At 69.6% G+C, this 23,936-nt stretch carries 28 protein-coding genes and 2 tRNA genes; 16 read left to right on the plus strand and 14 right to left on the minus strand.

All coding sequences use genetic code 11. The features are described from left to right. Positions 1-42 precede the first annotated feature (42 nt). Genes ACQPXG_RS01560 through ACQPXG_RS01570 form a run of 3 tightly spaced genes read left to right on the plus strand, consistent with a single transcriptional unit; the run spans position 43 to position 5,373 of the window. Entirely contained in the window at positions 43-1,629 is a 1,587-nt protein-coding gene (locus tag ACQPXG_RS01560) for an FAD-dependent monooxygenase (protein ID WP_433465784.1), read from the plus strand. Further along, positions 1,626-3,665 (plus strand): acetate--CoA ligase family protein, encoded by a 2,040-nt coding sequence (locus ACQPXG_RS01565; RefSeq protein WP_433465785.1) that lies wholly within the window; start codon positions 1,626-1,628, stop codon positions 3,663-3,665. The genes ACQPXG_RS01560 and ACQPXG_RS01565 overlap by 4 nt, the downstream gene beginning before the upstream one ends. Beyond that, positions 3,658-5,373 (plus strand): (2,3-dihydroxybenzoyl)adenylate synthase, encoded by a 1,716-nt coding sequence (locus ACQPXG_RS01570; RefSeq protein ID WP_433465786.1) that lies wholly within the window; start codon positions 3,658-3,660, stop codon positions 5,371-5,373. Before ACQPXG_RS01565 ends, ACQPXG_RS01570 begins: the two co-directional genes overlap by 8 nt. 21 nt (positions 5,374-5,394) lie before the next feature. Here ACQPXG_RS01570 and ACQPXG_RS01575 read toward each other — a convergent pair whose 3' ends face one another. From ACQPXG_RS01575 to ACQPXG_RS01590, 4 genes are all read right to left on the minus strand, one after another. Next, positions 5,395-8,061 carry a DUF4132 domain-containing protein gene (locus tag ACQPXG_RS01575; RefSeq protein ID WP_433465787.1) on the minus strand — a complete coding sequence of 889 codons (2,667 nt, stop codon included), beginning with the start codon at positions 8,059-8,061 and terminating at the stop codon, positions 5,395-5,397. 64 nt (positions 8,062-8,125) lie between these two features. Next, positions 8,126-8,512 (minus strand): VOC family protein, encoded by a 387-nt coding sequence (locus tag ACQPXG_RS01580; protein WP_433465788.1) that lies wholly within the window; start codon positions 8,510-8,512, stop codon positions 8,126-8,128. 135 nt (positions 8,513-8,647) lie between these two features. Then, positions 8,648-9,337: a hypothetical protein gene (locus ACQPXG_RS01585; protein ID WP_433465789.1), complete on the minus strand. Its 690-nt coding sequence runs from the start codon at positions 9,335-9,337 to the stop codon at positions 8,648-8,650. Positions 9,338-9,540: 203 nt separating this feature from the next. Next, the gene (locus tag ACQPXG_RS01590; RefSeq protein ID WP_433465790.1) at positions 9,541-9,924 is read right to left on the minus strand and encodes an ester cyclase; all 384 of its coding nucleotides are present in this window, start codon (positions 9,922-9,924) and stop codon (positions 9,541-9,543) included. 118 nt (positions 9,925-10,042) lie between these two features. Here ACQPXG_RS01590 and ACQPXG_RS01595 point away from each other — a divergent pair, with 118 nt between their 5' ends. Beyond that, entirely contained in the window at positions 10,043-10,645 is a 603-nt protein-coding gene (locus ACQPXG_RS01595; protein WP_433465791.1) for a TetR/AcrR family transcriptional regulator, read from the plus strand. 516 nt (positions 10,646-11,161) lie between these two features. Then, the gene (locus tag ACQPXG_RS01600) at positions 11,162-11,737 is read left to right on the plus strand and encodes a hypothetical protein (RefSeq protein ID WP_433465792.1); all 576 of its coding nucleotides are present in this window, start codon (positions 11,162-11,164) and stop codon (positions 11,735-11,737) included. A gap of 339 nt (positions 11,738-12,076) precedes the next feature. Here the strand turns inward: ACQPXG_RS01600 and ACQPXG_RS01605 are convergent, their stop codons facing one another. After that, a complete protein-coding gene (locus tag ACQPXG_RS01605) occupies positions 12,077-12,388 on the minus strand; it encodes a hypothetical protein (RefSeq protein WP_433465793.1) in 312 nt (103 codons plus the stop codon). Positions 12,389-12,590: 202 nt separating this feature from the next. Here ACQPXG_RS01605 and ACQPXG_RS01610 point away from each other — a divergent pair, with 202 nt between their 5' ends. Beyond that, positions 12,591-12,950 (plus strand): peptide deformylase, encoded by a 360-nt coding sequence (locus ACQPXG_RS01610; RefSeq protein ID WP_433469883.1) that lies wholly within the window; start codon positions 12,591-12,593, stop codon positions 12,948-12,950. Here ACQPXG_RS01610 and ACQPXG_RS01615 read toward each other — a convergent pair. Together ACQPXG_RS01615 and ACQPXG_RS01620 are read right to left on the minus strand one after the other, a co-directional pair. Further along, positions 12,929-13,020 (minus strand) — tRNA-Ser (locus ACQPXG_RS01615). The genes ACQPXG_RS01610 and ACQPXG_RS01615 overlap by 22 nt on opposite strands. A gap of 134 nt (positions 13,021-13,154) precedes the next feature. Continuing rightward, positions 13,155-13,586, minus strand: coding sequence for a hypothetical protein (locus ACQPXG_RS01620; RefSeq protein ID WP_433465794.1), 432 nt, complete (start codon positions 13,584-13,586; stop codon positions 13,155-13,157). Between the two features lie 191 nt (positions 13,587-13,777). Here ACQPXG_RS01620 and ACQPXG_RS01625 point away from each other — a divergent pair. Continuing rightward, positions 13,778-13,850, plus strand: a tRNA-Arg gene (locus tag ACQPXG_RS01625). A 76-nt stretch (positions 13,851-13,926) separates the two neighbouring features. Here ACQPXG_RS01625 and ACQPXG_RS01630 read toward each other — a convergent pair. Genes ACQPXG_RS01630 through ACQPXG_RS01640 form a run of 3 tightly spaced genes read right to left on the minus strand, consistent with a single transcriptional unit; the run spans position 13,927 to position 16,084 of the window. Further along, positions 13,927-14,079: a ribbon-helix-helix protein, CopG family gene (locus ACQPXG_RS01630; RefSeq protein WP_433465795.1), complete on the minus strand. Its 153-nt coding sequence runs from the start codon at positions 14,077-14,079 to the stop codon at positions 13,927-13,929. 42 nt (positions 14,080-14,121) lie between these two features. Continuing rightward, positions 14,122-15,411: a tyrosine-type recombinase/integrase gene (locus tag ACQPXG_RS01635; protein ID WP_433465796.1), complete on the minus strand. Its 1,290-nt coding sequence runs from the start codon at positions 15,409-15,411 to the stop codon at positions 14,122-14,124. Continuing rightward, positions 15,404-16,084, minus strand: a complete 681-nt coding sequence (locus tag ACQPXG_RS01640; RefSeq protein ID WP_433465797.1) for a helix-turn-helix domain-containing protein — start codon at positions 16,082-16,084, stop codon at positions 15,404-15,406. Before ACQPXG_RS01640 ends, ACQPXG_RS01635 begins: the two co-directional genes overlap by 8 nt. A gap of 148 nt (positions 16,085-16,232) precedes the next feature. On the opposite strand from ACQPXG_RS01640, the gene ACQPXG_RS01645 reads away from it, so the two are divergent. From ACQPXG_RS01645 to ACQPXG_RS01685, 9 genes are all read left to right on the plus strand, one after another. Next, positions 16,233-16,451, plus strand: coding sequence for a helix-turn-helix domain-containing protein (locus tag ACQPXG_RS01645; RefSeq protein WP_433465798.1), 219 nt, complete (start codon positions 16,233-16,235; stop codon positions 16,449-16,451). Between the two features lie 128 nt (positions 16,452-16,579). After that, positions 16,580-16,876 (plus strand): hypothetical protein, encoded by a 297-nt coding sequence (locus ACQPXG_RS01650; protein WP_433465799.1) that lies wholly within the window; start codon positions 16,580-16,582, stop codon positions 16,874-16,876. 158 nt (positions 16,877-17,034) lie between these two features. Continuing rightward, on the plus strand, positions 17,035-18,714 hold the full coding sequence (locus tag ACQPXG_RS01655) for a DNA primase family protein (RefSeq protein WP_433465800.1): 1,680 nt from the start codon (positions 17,035-17,037) through the stop codon (positions 18,712-18,714). Next, positions 18,711-18,896, plus strand: a complete 186-nt coding sequence (locus ACQPXG_RS01660) for a hypothetical protein (RefSeq protein ID WP_433465801.1) — start codon at positions 18,711-18,713, stop codon at positions 18,894-18,896. The genes ACQPXG_RS01655 and ACQPXG_RS01660 overlap by 4 nt, the downstream gene beginning before the upstream one ends. Continuing rightward, positions 18,893-19,429 (plus strand): hypothetical protein, encoded by a 537-nt coding sequence (locus tag ACQPXG_RS01665; RefSeq protein ID WP_433465802.1) that lies wholly within the window; start codon positions 18,893-18,895, stop codon positions 19,427-19,429. The genes ACQPXG_RS01660 and ACQPXG_RS01665 overlap by 4 nt, the downstream gene beginning before the upstream one ends. A 22-nt stretch (positions 19,430-19,451) precedes the next feature. Then, a complete protein-coding gene (locus ACQPXG_RS01670; protein ID WP_433465803.1) occupies positions 19,452-19,649 on the plus strand; it encodes a hypothetical protein in 198 nt (65 codons plus the stop codon). A gap of 30 nt (positions 19,650-19,679) precedes the next feature. After that, positions 19,680-20,324, plus strand: a complete 645-nt coding sequence (locus ACQPXG_RS01675) for a hypothetical protein (RefSeq protein WP_433465804.1) — start codon at positions 19,680-19,682, stop codon at positions 20,322-20,324. 13 nt (positions 20,325-20,337) lie between these two features. Next, positions 20,338-20,706, plus strand: coding sequence for an HNH endonuclease (locus tag ACQPXG_RS01680; RefSeq protein ID WP_433465805.1), 369 nt, complete (start codon positions 20,338-20,340; stop codon positions 20,704-20,706). Between the two features lie 125 nt (positions 20,707-20,831). Beyond that, positions 20,832-21,173: a hypothetical protein gene (locus ACQPXG_RS01685; RefSeq protein ID WP_433465806.1), complete on the plus strand. Its 342-nt coding sequence runs from the start codon at positions 20,832-20,834 to the stop codon at positions 21,171-21,173. 691 nt (positions 21,174-21,864) lie between these two features. Here ACQPXG_RS01685 and ACQPXG_RS01690 read toward each other — a convergent pair. Genes ACQPXG_RS01690 through ACQPXG_RS01705 form a run of 4 tightly spaced genes read right to left on the minus strand, consistent with a single transcriptional unit; the run spans position 21,865 to position 23,782 of the window. After that, entirely contained in the window at positions 21,865-22,068 is a 204-nt protein-coding gene (locus tag ACQPXG_RS01690) for a hypothetical protein (protein ID WP_433465807.1), read from the minus strand. Beyond that, a complete protein-coding gene (locus ACQPXG_RS01695) occupies positions 22,061-22,282 on the minus strand; it encodes a hypothetical protein (protein WP_433465808.1) in 222 nt (73 codons plus the stop codon). Before ACQPXG_RS01695 ends, ACQPXG_RS01690 begins: the two co-directional genes overlap by 8 nt. Before the next feature lie 35 nt (positions 22,283-22,317). Then, positions 22,318-22,533, minus strand: coding sequence for a hypothetical protein (locus ACQPXG_RS01700; protein ID WP_433465809.1), 216 nt, complete (start codon positions 22,531-22,533; stop codon positions 22,318-22,320). 52 nt (positions 22,534-22,585) lie between these two features. Next, positions 22,586-23,782, minus strand: a complete 1,197-nt coding sequence (locus ACQPXG_RS01705) for a helix-turn-helix domain-containing protein (protein WP_433465810.1) — start codon at positions 23,780-23,782, stop codon at positions 22,586-22,588. Positions 23,783-23,936: the final 154 nt, after the last annotated feature.

Here is a 23,936-nt window from a genome sequence, read left to right on the forward strand (position 1 = left end):
GGCATGACAGTACGGGGATCGTCAACAGGAGGCAGGTACCCCATGGACTCCAGGATCGCGTGCGTGGGAGGCGGCCCCGGCGGGCTCTTCTTCGCCACGTTGATCAAGCAGGCCCACCCGTCGGCGGAGGTGACGGTCTTCGAGCGCAACCGGCCGGACGACGTCTTCGGGTTCGGCGTGGTGTTCTCGGACGCGACCCTCGCCAACATCCACCGGGCCGACCCGGTGCTGCGAGAGGCCCTGGCAGGCCACGGGCGGCACTGGGATCCCATCGAGGTGCGCCTGAAGGGCGAGCGGATCACCTGCGGCGGCAACGGCATGGCGGCGATCCACCGCCGGACGCTGCTCGCCCTCATGCGGGCCCGGGCCACCGAGGTCGGCGTCGACCTGCGCTACGGCACGGAGATCTCCGGCCCGGAGGACCTGCCCGGCCACGACCTGATCGTGGCGGCGGACGGCGCCAACTCGCGCTTCCGGGAGAGCCTGGCCGCCGAACTGCGCCCCCGCGTCGATGTCGCGTCCGCGAAGTTCATCTGGTTCGGCACCGACTACATGTTCGACGGGCTGACCTTCGTCCACGAGCGCGGTCCCCACGGGGTGTTCGCCGTCCACGGGTACCCGATCAGCGAGGACGTCAGCACGTTCATCGTGGAGACCGACGAGGAGACCTGGCGGGCGGCCGGGCTGGACGAGTTCGACGTCGCGAGCCCGCCCGGCCCGAGCGACGAGAAGACCAGGCGCTACCTGGAGGACCTGTTCGCCGAGCAGATCGGCGGGCGCCGGCTGCTGGTGAACAACTCGCGCTGGGCCAACTTCCGTACCCGGCGGGCGCACCGCTGGCATTCGGGCAACGTCGTCCTGCTCGGCGACGCCGTGCACACCGCCCACTTCTCGGTGGGCTCGGGCACGAAGATGGCGATGGAGGACGCGATCGCGCTGGCCGCCGGCCTCACCGAGCACCCCGGCGACCTCGAATCCGCGCTGGCGGCCTACGAGGCGGCCCGCAAGCCGCCGGTGGAGAAGATCCAGAACTCGGCGCGCCCGAGCCTGGCCTGGTGGGAGCACTTCGGCCGGTATCACGACGCCTTCGATCCGCTCCAGTTCGCCTTCCACTTCCTGTCCCGCAGCATCGGGAAGTCCAAGCTCGCCCAGCGCGACCCCGGCTTCGTCGCCGAGGTCGAGGCCGACTGGCGGAAGCGGCACGGCGTGACGCCGCTCCACTCGCTGCTGACGGTCGGCGCGCACACGTCCACCGGACGCCGGGTGACGATCGACGCCACATCGGACGGCGCCGTCGCGACCCTGCCAGGCGGTGCACAGGTGCCCCTGCGGGACGGCGCGGCGGCGGCCGGCCACGGGTTGTGGCTCGCCGCGCCGGACACCGAGTCCGATCTGCCCGGCACGTTCGCGCGCCTCGCCGCCGCCGTGGACGTCGGGCCGCCCCCGCTGGCGGCCGTGCACGGCGGGACGCCCCTCACCCGCGTGCTGGTCGCCGAGCAGGCCCGGCTGGGACACGGCATCCCGGCCCTGATCATGGAGGATTCCCTGGACGACGACCGTGCCGAGACGCTGCTGCTGTCCGGCCGGGCCGACCTCGTCGGCTCGCCGGCCGGGGGGCGGGCCGCGTGAACGGTGACCTGACCCCCCTGTTCGCCCCGTCCGGGATCGCCGTGATCGGCGCCTCCCGCCGGGGAGCCAAACTCGGCGCGGCGATGGCGCGCTCGCTGGCGGCCTTCCCCGGCACCCGCGCGCTGGTCAACTCCCGTAACCCCGACCTGGCGGCGGGCGTCTTCGCGTCCGTAGCGCAGGCCCGCGCGCACACCGGCGCCGACCTGGACCTGGCCGTGCTCTGCGTTCCGGCGGCGGCCTGTGCGGACGCGCTCGCCGAGGCCGCGGCGGCCGGCTGCCGCGCCGCCCTGGTCTGCGCGGGCGGCTTCGGCGAGATCGGCCCGGCCGGGGAGGAGGCCGAGCGTGCGCTGCGGCGGGTCGCCGAGGAGACCGGCGTCCGGCTCCTCGGGCCCAACACCTCCGGTTTCCTCGCACCCGGCCGTGGCCTGACGGCGAGCTTCGTGCCCGGTGCCGCCCTGGTGCCGCCCGGCGGCGTCGCCGTCGTCGCGGCCAGCGGCGGGGTCAACCATGCCCTGTCGTTCGAGTTCGCGGGCGCCGGCAGCGGGATCAGCCTCGGGGTCGGGATCGGCGCGGGCCTGGACGTCACCGCCGCCGACGTCCTCGACCATCTCGCGGACGACCCGGAGACCACGGCGGTCGCGCTTCACCTGGAGTCCGTTCCGGACGGGCCGCGCCTGGTCGCCGCGCTGCGGCGGCTGGCGGCGGTGAAACCGGTCGCGGCCCTGGTGGTCGGCCGGACGGACGTCGGGGACTTCGCCCGCTCCCACACCGGCGCCCTCGCCACCTCGTGGCGGACCACCCGCGCCGCCGTCCGGGACGCCGGAGCCGTCGTGGTCGACGACGAACGCGAACTCGTCGACGCGGTCACAGTGCTGTCGAGGGTGCGGCTGCGCCCGGCAGCCGACCCCGGCGTCGGCATCGTCACCGCCCAGGCCGGGCCCGGACTGATTCTGGCCGACCGGGTCGGCGCCGCCGGTGTCCGCGTCCCCGAGCTCTCCTCCGGCACGCGGACCGAGCTGGGAGGGCTGCTGCCACCGCTGACGTTCCAGCGCAACCCCGTGGACACCGGCCGTCCCGGCGAGACGTTCCCCGCTCTGCTGAAGACGGTCGCCGCCGATCCGGAGATCGACCTGCTCGCGGTGTACGCGCTGATGGAGCCGGGCAGTGTGGACCTGGTCGCGGCGGCGCAGGCGGCGGATCTGCCGTCCGCGATCCCCGCCGTGATCGCCGTCGGCGGGCCGGACGAGGAGGTGCGCGAGGAGCGGGCCCGGCTGCACAAGCTCGGCGTTCCCGCGGTCACGACCCCCACGGCAGCGGCGAACGCCGTCCGGGCGCTGGTGGCCGACGCCCGGCTGCGCGCCCGGCACGACACGGAGCCGTCGCCCGGACGCCCGCTGCCGCCCGGCCCGCTCGACGAGCACGCCGCCAAGACCTTCCTGGAGACGCTGGGCATCCGCACTCCGCGACGCCGCGCCTGCGGTTCGCGGCAGGAGGCGCACCAGGCGCTCGCCGACCTCGGTGCACCGGTGGCGGTGAAGGTGCTCGACGCCGAGATCCTGCACAAGACGGAAGCGGGCGGAGTCCACCTGGACGTCCGGACCCCGGCCGCCCTCGACACCGCCTTGGACGCCATCGGCGCCGACCGCGTCCTCGTCGAGGCCATGGCGCCGGCGGGCGTCGATCTGGTGGTGGGCGTCCGCCGGGACCCGGTGTTCGGCCCCGTCGTGCTCGCCGGCCTCGGCGGCACCGCGGCCGAGGCGCTCGCGGACGTCGCGATCAGGCTCGCGCCGGTGGCCCCCGCGCACGCGGCCGCCATGCCGGACGACCTGGCGGCCGGCCCGCTGCTGGACGGCTGGCGCGGCGGCCCGGTCCTGGACCGGCGGGAGTTCGGAGCGCTGGTGGCGGCCCTGTCCGGCGCGCTGGTCGCGAGTCCCGGCGTCGCCGAGATCGAGATCAATCCGCTGCGGCTCACCTCCGACGGCCTCGTCGCCCTCGACGCCGTCGTCGTCCGCCGAGAGGAGAACGACAATGCCTGAACTCGCACGGCCTGAATCAGCACGGCCTGAACCAGCACGGCCGAGTCCGACACGTGAGCACGCCGTCCCGTGGCCGGAGGACGACGCCCGGCGTTACGTCGAGGAGGGCTACTGGCAGGGCCGGCCCATCGGCGACGAACTGCTCCCGGTCGCCGACACCCGTCCCGACGCGGTGGCCCTCGTCGAGGACGGGCGCAGGCTGACCTACCGGGAACTCGCCGAAAGCGCCGACGCCGCCGCCGTGCGGCTGGCCGAACTCGGGCTGCGGCTGGACGACCGGATCGTCCTGCAACTGCCCAACAGCATCGAGTTCACCGTCCTGACGTTCGCCTGCCTGCGCCTCGGGGTGATCCCCGTGATGGCACTGCCCGGCCACCGAAGGCATGAGATCGCCTATCTCGCCGAGCACGCCGAGGCGGTCGCGATCGCGGTTCCGGACGTGCTCCGAGACTTCGACCACCAGGCGATGGCCACCGAGATCCAGCGGGACAATCCGGTTCTGAGACATCTGCTGGTGCTGGGCAAGCCGACGGCTCCCGGCGCGGTGGACCTGCACGCGCTGTGCTCTCCGCCGGAAGGTTCCGCGGCGCGGGCGACCGTGGACGCGTACCGTCCCGGCAGCCGGTCGGTGGCCCTGTTCCTGCTGTCGGGCGGCACCACCGGACTGCCCAAACTCATCGCCCGCACCCACGACGACTACGTCTACAACGCCAGGCGCAGTGCCGAGGTGTCGGGTTTCGGGCCGGACACGGTCTACTACGCGGCACTGCCGCTCGCCCACAACTTCGCGCTGGCCTGCCCGGGTCTGCTCGGCACGCTCCTGTGCGGTGGCCGGGTCGTGATGGGGTCGCCTCGCCCCGCGGACGCGTTCGCCGCGATCGAGCGCGAGGGGGTGACCGCCACGGCCGCGGTCCCGGCCATCGCCCAGCGCTGGCTCGACCACCGGCACGCCGACCCGGGCCGCGACCTCGGCTCGCTGCGCGTGCTGCAGGTCGGAGGCGCGCGTCTCGCCGACGAGGTCGCCTTCCGCGTCCGGCCGACGCTCGGCTGCACCCTCCAGCAGGTCTTCGGCATGGCGGAAGGGCTGCTCAACTACACCCGGCTCGACGATCCCGACGACGTCATCTGCACCACGCAGGGACGTCCGATGTGCCCCGCCGACGAGATCCTGGTGGTCGACGACTCGGGCCGGCCCGTGCCCGGCGACACACCCGGCCTGCTGCTCACACGCGGCCCTTACACCCCGCGCGGCTACTACCGGGCTGAGGAGCACAACGCCCGCGCCTTCACCCCGGACGGCTGGTACCGCACCGGCGACATCGTCCGGCTGCGTCCCGACGGCAACCTCGTCGTCGAGGGCCGCGACAAGGACATGATCAACCGGGCGGGGGAGAACATCTCCGCCGAGGAGATCGAGAACCTCGCCTACCGGGTGCCCGGCGTGACGCAGGCCGCCGCCGTCGCGATGCCGGATGCCGACCTGGGCGAACGCGTCTGCCTGTACGTCGTTCCCGAACCGGACCGCGACATCGCGCTGGACGATGTGCACGACGCCATGGAGCGGGCGGAGGTCGCGCGCTTCAAGTTCCCCGACCGCGTGGTCACGGTGGACGCGCTGCCCGCCACCAAGCTCGGAAAGATCGACAAGAAGGCGCTGCGGGCGGACATCGCGCGGCGGCTGGACGAGGAGCGCCAGAAGACGCCCTGAGTGGTTCGGCGGGTCACCCGCTCATGTGCTGTCCGCCGAGTCGGCCAGCGTCTGCAGCGTCAGGAGCAGCTCGGAGGCGTCGACGTCGTCCAGTTCACCGAACGTCGCCTTTGAGGTGCGGAAATCCGACGCCTCGGATTCGGCGATCCAGACGAGGCCGAGGGTCTGCTCGGGCCATTCGGCAGGGGACATGACCGGGAAGCCCGGGCTCACGTCCAGCACGACCGTGCGGCCCGCCACGTACCGGGTCAGGCAGTGCTGGACGCCCGCGTCCTCGGGTGTGCCGCGCGTCCAGCCATGGCGTTCCAGGCCCAGCGCCTTCCCGACGCCGACCACGACGTCCACGACCCGGTCGAGCCGGTTGCCGGCGCTTTCTTCGTCCGTGAACGCGTGGACGGGACGGCCGAGCTGGGGGAACGGCTGCAGGATCTCGTAGTCGGCGAAGACCTCGGACCAGGCCGCCACGCCATCCCCCAGGTGCACCGGGTGGGCGATCCGGACCTCGCCGGACTCGGGCAGCGCCAGGGCCTTGTCGTTCACGTCGGCGAACGTGCGGTCCTCGGCGATCCGGAACGCCGTGGTCCCGTCCCCGTCGTGCAGCCAGACCATGCGCCTGACGAGGTGCCACAGCAGCGGGTGGCGGACGAAGAGCCGCCGGAAGTCCTCGGTCGTCCATCGCCGCTGCTCGGCCATGGCCCGCTCCATCCGGAGGATCTGGTCGGTGGCGACCGTCCGGACGTCCTTCTTCAGGCCGGTGAACGTCCGGTGCGCGGCGGGCGCCGCCTCCGGGTCGTCCTTCGCGCCCGGCTTGGGCAGCGTCTTGCGGAGCGTGCCCTTGCCGTCGAACACGACCGGCTTCAGCTGCTCGTCGAAGCCCACCGTGAACGACCGGGGCCCGTAGTCGAGCGTCATGCCGCTGTCGGCGTCCAGGCCGAAGTCGGGGACGATCCGGTCGCCGAGCTGGTCCATCGTGAGGCCGCGGTCGTCGGCCACCTCGGTCAGCAGCTGCCCCGCCTTCTTCTTGAGCCGCTTGGGCCGGGCCTTCTCCGCGACCAGGTGCAGCTGCATGACCGCGACGTCGGTGCCGATCCCGGACAGCACGTCCAGTGCCTTCAGCGGCAGCTGGATCCCGTCCTGGCCGGGCCAGAAACGGGCCATCCCGCCCAGCCGCCGCGCGATCTCGTCGTCGCCGGTCCAGCTCAGCTGCGCCAGCGCCCAGCCGATCCGCGTCGCCTCACCGGACACGCGCCAACGTTCGAACAGGCTCCAGCCGAACTCGGCCAGCGACCCGGAGTCGAGTGCGTCCAGCGCATCACTCAGGCGTTGCGTCGGCGCGCGTCGCGGGCTCGCCTTGCCCAGCTCCTCGACCAGGTGACCGGTCGCGGCCGCGGGCAGCGCGTGTTCCCGGCCCCGCAGCAGGATCTGCGGCATCGCCGCCGGAGGCGCCCACCCGGGTGCCCCCTTCTTTCCGCCCTTCCGCAGGGCTTTCGGGACCTGGTCTTCGGGCGCCTCGGCCACGCGCTTCGCCTGGACGGCGTCGAGCGCGGCCCGGGTCCGCGCGCTCAGTTCCACCGTCTCGACCAGGCCGGGGTGCGCCTCAAGATGCGCGTTCAGCAGCCCGGCCGCCAGCGCCGACCGCTTGGAGGTACCGGTGCTCAGCTCCGGCAGGATCCGCAGCGCCCGGACGGGGAACCGCTCGATCATCGCCTCCATCGCGGGGAGGACGTTCACCTTGTCGAGGCAGCCGCCCATGATCTGGAACGCCTCGTCGCCCGGGATCCGCGCCAGCGCGTCCACGATGCGCCGCCGGTCCTTCGGCTCCGCGTCCCCGTCGAGCGACCGCGCCAGCACCGGCGCCGCGGCCTCACCCAGCCCGTCGATCACGGTGTACAGCACATCGGGAGACCACTCGCCGCTTCCGAGGACGGCCCAGTCACCGAGCCGTTCGACCTGCTCGGCCGTACCCAGCGACCACCACAGCAGCTTGGCTCCGGCCGAAGTCGTGTAGGACTGCCGCTTCGGTGGTTCCTCGCAGCACTCGTCCACCCACTCCGTGCCGTCCGGCACCAGGAACGACGTGATCAGCCGCTTCACCGGATCCGTGCGGAGCCCGGCCAGCGCCTCGACGGCCGCGGCGCGGGCATCGTCCTCCGCCGCGGCCAGCAGCGCCCGCATCCGCAAGCCAGCGCCGCGCGGCACCCAGTGGGCGTGGTCCAGATCGTCCGTCCCGCGCAGGACGTAGCCCGGCTCCTCATCGAGGACGGTCATCCCGCCGTCGCCCCAGACCCAGATCCCCTCGATCTCGGCGAACGTGCAGGCGGCGAAGGTGAGCCCGTGCTCGGCCACCAGAAAGTCGGTCCAGTCGGCGTCTTGGGCATAGCGCGATTTCAGCCGCGCCATCGTCTCCACCCGCGCGACCACCGCCGCCCCCAGCGGGGTCGCCTCGCCCTTCAGGTAGGCGAGGCCCACCTCGGCCAGCTCGGCGACGGTGCCCCGGTGTTCCAGCACGCTGCGGACGACCGTCCGGGCGGCCTCCAGGCTCTCGCGCACCGTGGCGTGCGCCTCCGCACGCGGCTCGGTCTCGGGCACCGGGACCAGGCCCCCGCGCCGGGGGATCAGATCCTCCAGCCACGGGTCGGGGATGACCAGAACGTTCTCGTCGCGGAGCGCGGGGGCATGATCAACCATGCGCCCTCACGGTAGAGCAGCCTCCCGACACTCGGGTGCCGTTCCGCGGAGCGCCCGCCGGGCGTCAGGCGGTGCCGGACGGTGCTCGGCCCAGATCCACGACGCAAAAAGCGTTGCCGTCCGGGTCGGCGAGCACCACGAAGTCAGGATCCGGTGGGTACATGTCCCAGGCGAGCCTGCTGGCACCAAGCCCGATCAGACGCTCAACCTCGGCTTCCTGCTCGGCCGTCGTGTCCACCAGCAGGTCGAGATGGATTCGCGGATGCGTCTGCGCAGGCGACTCGCTGCGCATCAGTCCAAGTGCACGTCCCGACCCATTCGCGTGCTCCAGTGTTCTCCAGGTCGCACTCTCCCACTCTGACGTGGGCACCAGGTCCAGCGCGGATGTCCAGAACGCCACGGCACGGGGAACGTCGGTCACACCAATCACCGGGAATCCGAGTCTGAGCATGGGGCCGAGTCTAGGAAGCGCCTGCACGGCCGGTGGCAGGGTCACGATCGACTTCTCAGCCTGGTGAGTTCCTCGCGTGTCTCGGTGGTGAGGCTGTGGGAGTCGCCGAGGACGCGCTGCATGACGTCTAGGAGGTCACCGAACATCGCCGTGGCCTCGCTGTGGCGACCTTGTGCGGCGATCGCGCGCGCCATGGTGGCACCGGTGCGCAACGTCAGAGGATGCTCGGCGCCGAGACGAGCGGCCGCCGACAGGCCGGCACGGGCCGGCGAAGCTGCGCCACCGGGCGAACGGGGCCGCCAGGTAAGCGCCCGCCAGGTGCAGCGCCAAGGGCGGGCCCCCGAGCCGCCTCGCCAACGCCAATGCCTCGCCGCCGGGATCGTCCACCTGAGAGGCGGCCCGGCGGAGCACTGCCGCCGCGCTGGCGTCGTCAAGGGTTCCCAAGGCCCGCATCCGGACCCACGCTCCCCAGGTGCTCGCATCGGTGTGACGTGTCGTCACCAGGACCATGAGCCCGCCGCCGGGCCGGATCCACCCGGTGCCGTCGGCCGGTGCCGAAGCGTCGCCGGCAGCCGGCACGCCAGGATCGTCCGCGTTGTCCAGCACCAGCAGCCCTCGTCGCCCTGACAGCACCTCCCAGACCCGATCCGGTGCGGTGGCCGTCCCCTCGCGGACCGCCCGGGCCACCGCTTCCGGTGCATCGATCTGGTGCAGGATCTCCAGAACCCCGCCGCGCAAGGACTCCGCGTCCGAGGCGTTCACCAACCACACCGGCCGGCCGCGCCTGCGCGCCTCGGCGGCGGCGCACAGGGCGACGGTCGACATGCCGACGCCGGGTGCGCCCGACGTCGCGGCGGGCCGGCACCGCGACCCGCAACTGCCCCACCCCAACGACCAGCCCGAGCACACCGGCGATCGAGGCCAGGACGGCCGGCAGCTCCATGCCCCGCGTTTCCGGAGGGTGCCCGCCGTGAAGGGACACGTCCTGTCATGCCCGGCCGCGCCCCGCCGCGCCTTCATTCTCGGAGTTAGCTGAGCAAGTCTTCGGGGCTGGCTGAGGACGGGAATCCCGCACTGGCCCCCCACATCTCCGCGAACCGGCCGTCCTCGATGCGGAAGATCTCGAACAGCATCGGCTGCGCGTCGCCGTCCGAGGTGGCGATCCCCTCGACGGTCGAGCGGACGGCGGCCCTGTCGCCGTCGACCAGGATGTCCTGGGCGACGACGCGGATGCCGGGGAACCGGGTGGTGAGCGTGCGCCAGGCGTCCTTCCCGGCCTCGAATCCGGCGGTGCCGAGCGGATGGCTGAAGAAGCCGGGAGTGTGCAGGTCGGCGGCCTGGTCGAACCGCCGGCTGTTGAAGCACTCCTGCATCCGCCGCACCAGGGCGCCGGCGTCCTCGCGTGTGGTCATCGACGTGCTCTCCTCGTGGCCGGTGGACGGGTTCGTGCGTCGCCCCTCATAACCGGTGCGGCGCCCCGCTTACAAGTCACACTATACGGTGCTGCGCCCCGGTTATGCTGAGTCCGACATGACCAGCCAGCCACGTGACCCCGCACCCGCGACGCGCGGCGACCGCGAGTTGCGCGCAGACGCCCGCCGCAACCGCGAGCGTGTCCTTCAAACCGCGCAGCAGCTGTTCGCGACGGACGGTCTCGGCGTCTCCCTCGATGAGATCGCCCGGCGCGCTGGCGTCGGCCCCGGCACCGTCCACCGGCACTTCCCGGCCAAGGAAGCGCTGTATCTCGCCGTCGCGATCGATCAGATCAAGCAACTGGCGGCAGAGGCGGAAACACTGGTCGCCACCGATGACCCCGCGGCCCTGTTCACGCTGCTGTCACGGATGATGGCCAACGGCGCGGAGAACGTGGCGGTGAAAAGCGCGCTGGTGGCCGCCGAGTTCGACTTGCGCACGGCCGCCCCGGATGTCGCGGCGGATCTCACCCGCCACGTCGCCGACCTGCTCGATCGCGCCCACGCGGCCGGCGCCGTGCGCACCGACGTCACCGTCGACGAGGTGATGGCGCTGGTAGCCGGCGCCTTCGCCGCGATCCGCCACGCCGGCGCAGAAACCAGCCGCGACCGCGCAGCACACATAGCCCAGCTAATCCTCGACGGCCTACGCCCCCGGTAGAGGACGCACCGACCCGACCACCGAGACACCCCACGCCGGGCCGTCACCGCATGATCGAAGCCAGCCGGGCCTCCGGGCGCGGTTGCGGCAAATCGTCACCGTCCGCCGCATCGCCTGGTCCCCGATCGCCTCAGGTGGGTGACCAGTGCCAGTACCAGCAGGGCAAGGAAAGCCGACCCACAACCAGCTTCCTGAGTACTTCCGGCCGACAAGCGCCCGGAAACCCGTCGCCGGGGCGCGACAGCATCGCGTCAAGGCCCACGTGCCACGGAGAGGGTGTCCGGACAACTCCAGCCCACTGATCAGTCTTAATTGATGACGATAGGTGTGGCAGGGAGCGTTGGGCACTGCCAGTGGACCGCATAAAAGCCGCCGGGATCGCCTGCCGACTCCGGAATGATCAACCCATCGTGCGTGTCTGGCTCCCCCTGGTCCCTGTAGGAACCCCCGTCACGTGGTGCGCCGGTACTGGCGATTCAGGGACCGGTCCCGGCTAACCTGGCTATAGTCCAGCAGATGACCGACATACAGAAACATGCATCGGTTCCCCTTGAGCGGGTGGTGACACGGCTGGTCAATCCGATTGGTTTCGTGCTTGTTCTGCTGATCTTCCTGTTCGTGCCGTGCATTGCCACTAGCGCGGGGTCAGGACATCCGAAATTGAAACGGATAGTCGATGAAGGGTTCACCGGTTGGAACATCGCCACTGAAGCGAACACGTTTCCCGCGTCGGTCCGCGTTCTCCCAGTCGCCCTGCTCGTCATGCTTGTGGTAGGTGCGGGTACCGTCCTGGCACGCAGTCCGCAGAAGCAGGGCTTCGTCGCCGCCGTTACAGCGACGGTCTCCGGTGGACTCCTGGCAGCGACCGGGCTGTGGGCCTCGAAGTCGCTGGACGTACTAGGGCATGAGTTTCTGCCAATGCCGTCGACTATGCCGCCAGCCGAAGTTGCGAAATTCTTCGACAACCTCGGAATCAGGGTAGAGGTCAGTCTCGGATTCTGGCTGGGGCTGGCCGCACTCGCTGTGATCACCGCATTCAATGTCCACCTGGTGCTGCGCAGCAAACGGCGACCTGCCACAGCAGTTCGCTGAGTGCGTGATATCCGAGCCCTCCCCTCACGGGGAGGCCTGAGGTATGAACACACCCCTTGGTCACTTCGGATCTGGCCGTCACCTTCCCTGTCTGCCGAGCACTACACGCTGCCCGCCCACCGGCACTTGATCTGTCGCCGGACGCTGCCGCGCACTGCCAGCAAGGACTTCCACTCTCACGCTTCCTGGTGCAGGCGCGCCAGACCGGGCATTTCGACGGACTCGGTGAAACTCTCGTCACTCAGGTGGCCTGTCGCGATGGCGAGGACGGTCTTCCCCTGCGGATTGTCGAGGCGGGAGAGCGACCCACACTGTTACACCTGTGGCGATGGGGAGAGTTCAGATCTGATACACGCTTCCGGAGTAGATCCAGCCGGTGTGCGGGTAGTAGATGCGGAACCACTTGTTGCCGGAGCTGTTGATGCAGGCGCCGTCGGAGGCCAGCCGCGTGCCGGCGCGGACCCAGGCGACGACCTCCCAGTGCTTGGCGGGACCTTTTCTGATCGGGGCCTTGTTGTAGGTCTTGAGCCAGATCGGCGTCTCGAAATCGTCGCAGTCCGCCGCCGAGGCCGTCCCGGGGCTGAGGGCCACTGTGCCGGTCGTGGCCAGGGCCGCCGTCATGAGTGCGGCCGCCATTTTGAGTGCGGGCATGTCATGCCTCCTTCGCCCCCGAACCGCTTATGGGCGGGACCGGTTGTAGAAGCCGCCGCCGCGAAGTGACCTTGATCATCGATCACGGTTTAGGTCCCGTCAAGACCTTCCGTGCGACGCAGGTCAGGCTCGACCGCACCGCCGCCTTCATCGCCCCACCCGGCCCCCGGACGCTGAACGGCTTGTGCTGCTCAACCCGCGCGTGATCAGCGCTTCGTCCGAAACCGATGAGCGGTATGAGGGCTGCCTGAACTTCTTCGATGTGCGCGGTTTGGTGCCCAGGCCGCTCAAGCTGGAAGTCGCACGCACGCGTCTGGACGGGCGGCAGGCGGTAATTGTCCTGAACGCAGCCCTTGCCCGTCTGGCTGGTCACAAGATCGACCACCTGTATGACGGGACGATGTCTACGCGGCCGTGGTCCTACAGGTCTTCGAGGAAGCCGCCGAGGCGGCCGCGGCCGTGGTCCCCCGTCGCGTCGGCCCCCAACGCGAAACCAGCGGCCTCCTCGACCCGCACGAGATCGAGGAAACCGCTGGTTAGTGGCGGAGGATCGGGGATTTGAACCCCGGATGGGCTTGCACCCAAACCGCATTAGCAGTGCGGCGCCATAGACCGGACTAGGCGAATCCTCCAGTAGCCATCAGGCTCAGGACAGGTTACCGGTTCGGTGAGTCACCCGGCAAAGTCTGACCTGCGGCCTGGACAGCATAGTCGGAAACGCCGTCGGGCGTCCCGCTCCCGGGGCCGCGGGAGCGGATCGGGGTCGTCAGCCGCCCAGCGAGAAGCCGGTGAACCCGCAGGCCTTGGCCAGGTCGTTCCCGTGCTGCCGCATACCCGCCAGGTCGGGCTGGCGCGGGGACGTGCTGCCGGACTGCACCTGCCGCAGCATCGACGCCGTTTCGTCGAGGTCGCCCGCGAACGCGGTCGCCGCGGTCTCGACGTCCCCGCCGGCGTTCTGCCCCTCGGACCGGACCTTGGACGCCGTGTCCGAGAACTTCTGCGCGGTCGCCGAGGCGCCGCTCGGCGTCGTCATCGACATGCCGCTGGTGGAGAAGCTACGCAGCTCCGTCTCGATGTTCTTGCAGGCGGTCTTCTTCTTCCCGCCCGCGATAGCGTCGACCGCGCCGCAGCCCGTGGAACCGAGCATCAGGCCACCGACGGCGAGGACGCCGACCAGCTTGGTGGCGGACATGCGCATGGGGATTCTCCTTCAGGGGGTTGGGCATGGACGGGCTCAAGACTCGCAGGTCACTCCCGTCTCAATCACCCCTTTGGCGCAACACCGCCACAAAGGGTTCCGTGACTCAAGTCACACCCCTGGCGTCTCCGTGCCCGTCCCGAGAACCGATTCGCCGACACCCCGTAGAGCCGGTACAGTAGCTCCGGCAGGCACCCGTAGCTCAACGGATAGAGCATCTGACTACGGATCAGAAGGTTAGGGGTTCGAATCCCTTCGGGTGCGCATTGTCTGACCAGGGCGTCCCTTGATCTCAGGGGGCGCCCTGATCGTTTCTGTAGCAATCCGTGTAGCAGCGCGCTCATTTTTCGGCCTCGCGGTGCCGCTCGATGAACTCGTCGACGGCCTTCCGGATCAGCCATGAGCGGTCCCGGTCCTCCTGCTTGCCGATCTCGTCGAGCGCCTGCTCTTGCGCCGCTGTGAGTCGGATGGAGGTAGGTCGCCGTTCGCTCATGTCATACACCGTATGACGGCCGACTACGAATAGCAAGGGGGTTCATCCTGTCTCGTCGTCCCTCCGCGTGAGGTCGACCAGGAGCCCGTGCATCGTGTCCGCTGCCTTGTCTCGCACCTCGTCGAGCAGGTGGACGTACACCTCACTGGTGGTGGCAAGGCGGGTGTGCCGAAGCACTCCCTGGATCACCTTGAGGTCGACGCCATCGGCGAACAGGAACGACCCGCACGCGTGCCGCAGATCGTGAATCCGGCACCGCTCGACGCCGGCCTTGTCACAGAGCTCGTGCCACATGCGGTTGACGTTCCTCGGCTCAAGGGCGGTCCCGATCGTCGTCGTGAACACCAGATCGTCATTCGCCCACACGCGGGCGGCGAGGCGCTCAGCGCTCTGCTGCTTGCGGTGCAGCTTGACCGCCTCGACCACGTAGGCGGGAAGTTTGATCGTGGCCTTTGACGCGTCGGTCTTGAGCCCCTTCGCCACCAGCTTCCCGCGGTGCTTTCCTGTCTCCGGGTTCCTCTCGCCGCGGAGCCGCTGAACGCTCAGCCGCAACCTGACCGTGCCGGCCTCAAGGTCGAAATCCATCCAATGCAGGCCGAGCCCCTCGCCGCGGCGCAAACCCAACGCCAGCACGACCAGCCAATACGCCGAGAGCCGGTGATCGGCCGCGGCGGCGAGAAGCTTCCGCGCCTCATCCTTCGTGAGTGCTCGGGCTTCCTTCTTCTCGACGCGTGGTGGCTCAACGTCAGCGCACACGTTTCCGCTGATCAGCTTCGCCTTCATGGCGTCGTTGAGAGCCTTTCGCAGGATCGCATGGCAGTAGGCGATAGTCCGCGCCGAGAGCCTCTCAGGCTCGGGGAGCTTGTCCTCCCCAGGTCGCAGCTTTCGCCGGGCCCGGCCGCTTTTCTTCTGCGACAGGGTCAGCATCCACGCCTGAACGTGCAACGTGCTGAGCTCTACGAGCTTCACCTTGCCGAGCTCGGGCACGATGTGCCGCTCCGCCATGTCCATGTAGCTGTCGAGCGTGCTCTGTGCCAGTCGACCGGCCTCAACTCGCTGCGGAAGGATGACCTTGAGCCATGGGCCAGTGAGGAACTGGCCTAACGTGTCAGTTCGCCCCACGGTGATCGGCTGATTCTCTTCTAGCTCGCGGTAGAGCTGCTTCCGCTTGTCCTCAGCCTCTTCGGCCGTGTCGCCGTAGCACGGCCGCCGCTTCCCGTTGGGCAGATAGGCAACCGCAACCCACTTGCCATCAGAGCGCCGGCGGTAAGCCCGAGCGTCCCGGTTGCGCCTCTTTCGCGGCTTCCGCTTCGGCCGCTGCGGGTCAGTCAACGTCGCGCTCTCTCTGCATCGCCTTGAGGCGGGAGACCGTTTCCTCGTGCTTGTCCCGCTGGTACTGCCGATACTTTGAGGTCAGCTTCTCTAGCCCGTGCTGGTCGATGAAGTCCCTCACCTCGGCGGTCATCGTCCGGCTCATGTGGCCACGCTTGGACCGCGCGGACCGCTCTGGGAGATACGACAGGTCGCCGGCCCTTGCGTCACGTTCCTCGCTGAACGGCCGATCGAACATCTCCCGCGCCAGCCAATCAAGCATGCGGGGCTCGATTTCGAGCGTCCTAGCGATCTTGCGGACCTCCTCAAGATTCGACCGTTCGACGTCGCTGTCTGCACGCGCCTGCTGCTGTACAGACACATCGCCAGAGAGTGCCGCACGGACGTGAGTCAGCGGCACGACGGTCTTCTCGTCCGGCATCTCTATGTCTTCAGTGCCAGACAGGAACCGCAGGATCGGCACCTCGAAGACCCACGAGAGGGCAGTCACCTCAAGGAGCGACACGGCCCGGCGATGCGTCTCGATCTGCGTCACGTGGTTGGGCGTCCACTTGAAGCCCATCGTCTGCATCCGCCAGGCCAGATCCGACTGCTTCCAGCCTCGTTCTCGCCTCAACTCGGCGAGGTTGCGGCCGATCAGATGCTCGATCTTCATCGGAGTGGGTGCTGTCACGCCTCCCTACGGTACGGGATTTCTTGGCTCTTTCAAGATCTGGACGGTTGCAGACGGCTCTGAGTGGTCCTATCGTGGGGGCGTCAGGATCGTGGATTTTCAACTTCTCCACGTGCCCATGTCTCCATGTCCTGAGGTGAGATTCGGGATGGAACCCCTGCTAGTGCCACTCTCCCCGCAGAAGAACTGGGAGGGCCCGACCGCCGCCGAGATCCTCGGCGTCGGCCGGGAAACGATCAAGCGACTGATCGCGAGCGGACAACTGGAGTCGGTCAAGCACGGCCGCAAGCGACTGGTCGTCGTCGAGTCGCTCAAAGAGCATGTCGAGCGTCTGCGTACTGAGCAGCGCGGGGGCGAGGCTGCGTGAGCGAAATGCCGAACGGCGCGCCCCCCGCCAAGGTTGCGCGCCGCCCACATGATTCGGCCCCCACCAGGACCACCGTCAGCGTAACCGACACGCCAGACACATTCCGGGGCCTCGTCGAGAAGGCCGCCGTGCTCGTCGCTGAGATCGGCGACCAGGCCGAACGTGACCGGGAGTCGTGGAACGCCGGCTACCGGGAGGCTGCCGCGCTGTTCTTCGCCCACGGCGTCGACGTCGGATACGCCCAGGCCGAGGAAGACATGGCCCGCGCCTGGCGCCCGGTCGCCGAGAGCGTCCGCAACATCCCGCGGCTCATGACGCTGCAGGCCCGCCGCTACCCCGGATACACCCCCGAGCGCCTCGCCGAGCTCCGCGGCCGTGCCCGCGAGCAGTTCGGGCTGCCAAGTAAGCCCAGGGAGGCCCCGTGACCAACCCTTTGAAGCTCGTCTTCGAGGAGCCTCCGAAGTGCCCGACGTGCGGGGAGGTCGCTCCGGACTACTGCCAGTGCGACACGCCCCCGCCGCCGGCTGAGCCGTCACCGGACACTGAGCCTGATCCCGAGACGCTGCCCGCGCCGTCCAACCCGATGGCGGTCGCTCGCCAGATCTTGAAGTCCTGGCAGCACGATGGCGTCTCGACGTTGCGGCATTGGTGCGGAGCGTGGATGCGGTGGGAACGGACGCACTGGTCTGAGATCGAGGACCGTGAGATCCGCTCGACGCTGTACCGCCGGTTGGAGCACGCGAAGTACGCCCAGATCGTCACCAAGGGCAAGGGCGAGAACAGGTGCGACACGGTCGAGCTACGAGCGTGGGCGCCGAACAAGCGGAAGATCTCCGACCTCATGGAGGCCATGGCAGCTATCTGCCACCTCCCCGAAGCGGTACAGGCGCCGGCATGGATCGGGCGCTCTGGTGGGGAGGGGCGGAGTCCGCTGGTGGCGTGCCGTAATGGCCTGCTGAGGCTGTCGGACCGCCAGCTTCTCGACCTCACCCCGGCGTACTTCAACCTGGTCAGCGTCCCGTTCGACTACGACGCCGCGGCGACCAGGCCCACGCAATGGCTGGAGTTCCTGGCGGAACTGTGGCCCACGACAGGCCGCGAGGATGAGCAGGGCAAGGCCGAGGACGCCGACGCGATTGCCTCGATCCGGACTGTGCAGGAGTACTTCGGATACGTGCTGTCCGGCCGGACGCACCTGCACAAGATCCTCATGGTGCTCGGGCCGTCCCGATCGGGGAAGGGCACGATCGGCCGGACCCTCACGGCCCTTCTCGGCGCCGGCAACGTCGCTGGACCGACCATGGCCAGCCTGGCGACGAACTTCGGCATGGCGTCGCTGATCGGGAAGCCTTTCGCGATCATCTCCGACGCCCGGCTCACCGGGAACACCGGCAACCAGGTAGTAGAACGCCTGCTCACTATCAGTGGTGAGGACCGCGTCGAGGTCGACCGTAAGTACAAGCCCGCGTGGACCGGGCGCCTCCCGACACGCTTCCTGATCCTGTCCAACGTGATGCCGCAATTCGGTGACGCGTCCGGGGTGATCGCGCACCGGTTCATCGTCCTCACCATGACCCAATCGTGGCTCGGTAGAGAAGACACCGGGCTTGAAGGGAAGCTGTCTGCTGAGCTCGGCGGGATCCTGAACTGGGCATTGGACGGACTCGACCGGCTGAACGAGCAAGGGCGGCTGAGCGAGCCGGGGTCGTCGGTTGAGGCCGTGACCGCTATGAAGGACATCGCCTCGCCGACGAGCGCGTTCGTCCGGGACTGCTGCCTTACCGGTGCGGGCCATCAGGTCACCGTTGATCTGATCTGGGCATCGTGGAAGGTCTGGTGCGAGGACAACGGCCGCGGAAGTGCCGGGTCCAAGCAGATCTTCGGACGCAACCTGCAAGCGGTCGCGCCGCAGGTACGGATGATCCGGCCCCGGATCGACGGCAAGCAGGTCCGGACCTATGCCGGGATCACGCTCAAGGACCCCGGCGAGGAAAACGAGACCGACAGTAAGAAAGACCGCGACTCAAGCGACTCAGCGCGTCTCAGCGAGGCCCAAGAGCCCCTCAGCGAGCCGCTTGAGTCGCTTGAGTCGCGGTCCTCTCTATTGTCGGGCCAACCTGAGGTCGACGTCTGTGAGATGACCGGGTGTCGCGAGTCCGCACTCCGGTACGAGCACGGGGTCTACTGCCTGACGCACGCCCGGAAGATGGCGCCTCGCACCCGTTGGGAAGCTCTCGGGATCGAGGAAGGCGCCGCGACATGACGGACATGGAGCGCGATCTACGCGACGCCGTAGAAGCCCGCCTCGCCGCCCGGCTGGAGGAGAACAGGGTCCGCCGTGACGGCCGCCGCCGGCGACTGCAAGAGATGTCCGAGCGCCGCCGCTACGGACTTGCCGCGCGGCACCGCAACAAGGCCACCCGCACCCAGGAGAAGCCACAGTGACCACCGACCACGGCCGCGCCGTCCTCGCCCTCGACGACATCCTGTGCGACCTCACCCCCGAAACCCTCACCGCAGTCGGCGACCGGTTCCCCGCCTGGTACCGCGACCAAGCCCAAGCCGCCGCTACCCAGATCCGCACCGGCCTCCAGAACGCAGCCGCCCGCGGACGAGTCGACCACGCCGAGGACATGCCCGCCCGCGAACACCCCGGATGGATCCGGCTGTCCGTCCTGGACACCCTCGTCCGCTGGTTCGCCGGCACCGCAGACACCTGCCTCCACAACCCGCACCCGTCCCGGCCCCAACCCGTCGCATCCGCGGCGTGGAAACCCGGCCTCATCGTCTGCGGGCACTGCACACGCCTCCTCGGCATCGGCACCGACTCCGAAGCCGACCGCACCTGCGACGCCTGCGGCCACATCGTCGCCGGCGACGACACAGACCCCATCTACCCGTTCACCGTCGCCTGCGGCGTCCTCATCCACGCCGCCGGCGTCTGCGCCAACTGCCGCTACTGGCAGACCGCCGCATAACCACACAGAAGGGATCCACCACATGGCCACCCCCAACGAGACCCGCCACCGCACCGCGAACCGCAGGCAGACCAGCCTCGCCCCCGACGACGTCCTGACGATCAACCTCCCCGGCGACGTCACGGCCACCATCGACATGCTCGACCAGACCGTCACGGTCGAGGGCCGCGCCGGCGGCTGGAAGGTCACCGACCGCCGCAAGCGGAACCGCAACACCTGACCACCGCCGAACACACAGGAGAGAACACCGATGACCACGAACTACGCCGACCGGGCCGAACAGATCCGCGCCGCCCACGACCGCACCATCGAGAAGATCCGCGGACGCTTCGACCGCCACGAGATCACCGCCGAACTCCGCGACACCCTCATGTCCCGGAACGTCGTCGACACCCGCGAGCGCCTCACCCAGCTCCGCGACACCGAGAAGACCGAACGCGCCACCCGCCGCCAGGCCCTCGAACGCCGCTTCTTCGCCCCCACCGGCAAGGACGGCAACGACCCCGCCACCCGCGCCGCGGCGTTCCGCGACGCCCGGGAACGCGCAGCCAAGCTCTCCGACGAGCACGCCATCGCCGACGAGCTCCGATCCGCGATCCGGGCCGACGACTCGCTCCTGCAGAAGGCTCTGTTCGAGCGGGCCCACGACATCGCCATGACCACCGACACCGGCAACCTGCCCGGCGTCCTGGTCGCCTACGTCAACCAGGTTCGACCCGAACTCGCAGACGACTACAAGGAACTCGTCGACCACGTCCGCGAAGACAAGTCCCTCTCTGGACGGTTCGCCCGCGAAGCGGCCTACCTCGTGTCCGCGCCCACCGAGCTCGGCAAGTACCAGGACCACCGCATCGCCCAGGTCGCCGACGACCCCCGATTCTCCGACGTGGCCTAGAGGAGGAGACCACATGCCTGACGGCTACTGGCAGCGAGACGACTCCTCATGGAGGTCACAGCCTCGCGCCAAGGACTGGAAGCGGACCCGTCAGCGGATCATCGCCCGTGACGCCGGCGTCTGCCAATGGCCCACCGACGCGCAAGGCACCGCCCGATGCGGCGCACCAGGAACCGACGTCGACCACATCGTTCCCGTGTTCATGGCCAAGACCGAAGCTGAGCTTGAGCTACTCGAACGGGACAGCAACCTGCGGTTGCTGTGCGGGCCTCACCACCGGCACAAGACCGCCAGCGATGCGGGCCGAGCATCACAGGCCAAGCGACCCAAGCGCAAGCGGGACCCCGAACCGCACCCAGGCCTGATCAACCCCAACCGATGACTACGGAGAGTGGGGCCGGACCCTCCCGGCCCCCTCACCGGCACCCTGTCCCATATAGCGGCTCCCCCTGGCTGACCTCTGAAACGAATGGAGGGCCCGATATGTCCGATTCTCAACTACGGAGCGTGCCCGAGGATGCGGGCCCGTCCGGGCGCCGTCTGTGGACTGAAGTCCTGTCGGTGTTCGAGCTCGATGAGCATGAGATGGCGTTGTTCCGGGAGATGGTCCGGACGGTGGACATGCTGGACGATCTCGCCGAGCAGGTGAAGCGGGATGGGCTGATCGTGCCCGGTGCTGCGAGGCGGGTGCATCCGGCGGCGATTGAGGCGAGGCAGCAGCGGATCGCGCTTGCCCGGTTGGCGGCCGTGCTGCGGTTGCCGGCGGGTGAGGAGGGCGACGAGAGGCGGGGCGCCCGGCAGCGGCGGGTGGGTGTGCGGGGCGTGTACGGCGTGCGGGGTGCGGTGTGAAGCGCCGGGAGCCGACGCGCGGGTACGGGGCGTTTGAGCGGCCTGCGGAGGTGTGGCAGGCGATGGGTGCGCCGTCGTTCATGTGGGATGACGGTGAGGCGTTGCGGGTGGCGCGGCTGGTGATGCGTCCGGGGTATCGGCTGGATAGTCCGGGGATCGCGAGTACGCAGGCGGACCGGTTCGCGGTGGTGCGGTTCCGGCGGGATGTGGCGGGGGCGGTGCTGCAGCAGTGTGGGGAGCTCACGGAGTTGGAGCGGCACCGGTCGGAGCGGTGGCCGCGGTTCCGTCCGCCGCGGGCGGCGCCTCATGGGTGGCTGCCTGGGGTGTCGGTCGCTGAGGTGGCTGCGGGGAGGGTGCCGCGTGAGGCGTAAGGAGGCGGCCCCGGACGGGGTTGAGCGCGCGGTGGGGCTGGTCATCATCGCCGGGTACGGCCTGATGCTTGGGTTGCCGCGGGAGGGTGGGGGTTCGCTCGGTGAGCTTAAGCGGCTGGCAGCGGAGTTGGGTTTGCCGGCGCCGGTGGGTGTGGCGGACAGTCCCGATCCGCGGGAGGCGTTGGATGAGTGGGCGGCCGAGGTGGGGCTGTATCACGGGGCGGGGCGGTGTGCGCGTGGTCGTGAGGGGCATTGGGCGCATCAGTGCTGACATGCCGCGGCCCCGGGTGCGTGCCTGCGCTGACCCGGGGCCGCGGAGTTCAGTCGAGGAACCTGCGGGCGACGTCCACGGGGTCAACGTCGCCCGGCAGGAACACCTCTTTGACGACGCCGCGGGTGTGGCCGCGGTACCAGCCCGGCTCACCGTCCTTGGCGTAGAAGCAGCCCACGATCTCCTGCGTCCCGGACCGGACGAGGATCCAGGCACCGAAGTGCCCGATCACCTCATACGGGCTGTCAGACATTGATGCCGCCGCCCGGTCCACTCACGGGCGTGATCTTCGGCTGCGCGGTCGGGTCGCTGATTCGTTGGCACGCGTCGGCGAGGACGGAGAGGGCGGGGTGTTCGACGGTGAGGGCCTGGTCGTCGTCGCAGACGGCGCGGAACCCTTCGCCGGACCGGTAGACGGTCCACCCGTCGACGGGGGAGTTTGGGACGGCAGCGCTACGGGTTGGCACACCTGTCAGGTGTTCGCTGCCGTCCCTCCCCCCGCTCATTGGGACTCCACTTCGCGGATCTTGTCGCGGAGTTCCTCGGCGGAATCGGCGTCCACGCACGCCTGCTCCGACAGCGTCTCCGACACGAGCGGGCCCCGGTTTGCCCACCATCGGCCCCGATCACTTCGGATGATCGACCAGGCCGGGAACTCATCGCGGAGCGCGTCCTTGATCTCGTCATCGGTGCCGGTCAGCGATCCCGTCTGTGTCATGTGCCACAGACTCGCCCCGAACGCCGCGGGGAAGGGACATGGTTCATGTCCCCTACACCAGGATCCCGATGCGGTCGGCGAGGTCGTGGGCGTCCCTGCGGAGCGCGGCGGGCCCGTCGGTGAGCTCCAGCACCATGCGCCGCGCATACGAGTTGAACCGGATCGTCTCGGGTGCGGTCACGTAGGCGTCTTTGAGGGTGCCGAGCTCGGCCGCCTGGTCGCCGCCGAGTTGCCACGCGCGTGCCGTCTCGATCAGGTGCCGGCCTTTGCGTGGCTGGGACGGGATCGCCGCCGCGGCGGAACGCTTGGCCTGCTTCACGCTTTCGCCGCCCTGCCGGAGCTCCACAGCCAGGGTGACGGCGTGCGCGCCCATGATGACCCGCGAGAACGACGTCATCGGGTCATAGTGCGCGGCGGGCAGGGTCCGGGCGATGCGGTCGGCGTCCTCCCACCACCGCCACGCGGTGCCGCGCTGCCCGGACCGGGCCGCGGTGTATCCGGCCTCGAAGTGCAGGGCGCCCCACATGCCGGTCAGGTCGTCGCCGGCGCCGTCCATGTGCGGGCGGAGGACGTCCAGGCCCTCCCGGTTGACGGACTCGGCTGCGTCGAAGTCGCCGGCGTCACGGTGCGCCTGGGCGAGGAGCCACACGGCGCCACCGAACGCGTAGGGGTCTTCGCTCTCCTCGGCCGCCATGATGGACCGTTCGGCGACCCTCCACAGCAGCCCGCTATCGGGTTGATATGCGCAGAAGAATTGGCTCAAGTTGTAGACGCCGGCGAGGATCGCCAGGGCCCGGCGCCGGTCGGTGCCGTCGTAGCTGCGGACGGCGTGTTTGGCGTCGCGGATCAACTCCGGGAGCAGCGTTCCGAGCACGGTGCGGTGATCGGGTGCGGCGTGCCGGGCCCGCCACGCGGCATCTAGGCGGGCCTGGAGGTAGTCCAGGCGTGCGGGCGGACCGGTGAGCGGGACCGTGACGGCGTTGACGGCGTCGCGGACGGCCGGAAGGGCGGGATGCCCGGGGCCGCGGAACGTGCTCGTCGGGATCGACTGCCCGCCGGTGAGTTGTGCGATGTCCCGGACTTTGAGTGCTTCGGCGAGGGCGAGCAGCGCCGGCAGTTTGGGCTGTTGGATCTGCCCGGACTCCACGGCCTTGACCCACCGGCCGGTTTTGCCGACGAGGCCGCCGAGCACTTCCCGGGTCATGCCGCGGCGACGCCGATAGAACTTGATTCGTTCCCCAACGGTCATCCCGGGGTCCGCCGGGTCCGGTGTACCGCCGTTCAAGGCCCTGCCCCTTTCCGTTCAAGCATCCGCAATGCCAACGGTAAGGCGCAGGGCCTACCCATGTCATGAGGTGGGTCCGTTGCACCCTGGTTTGCACCCGGGCGGGGGCTGGGGGAGG

This window comes from Spirillospora sp. CA-128828, from assembly GCF_050945415.1.
Taxonomy (GTDB): Bacteria; Actinomycetota; Actinomycetes; order Streptosporangiales; family Streptosporangiaceae; genus Spirillospora.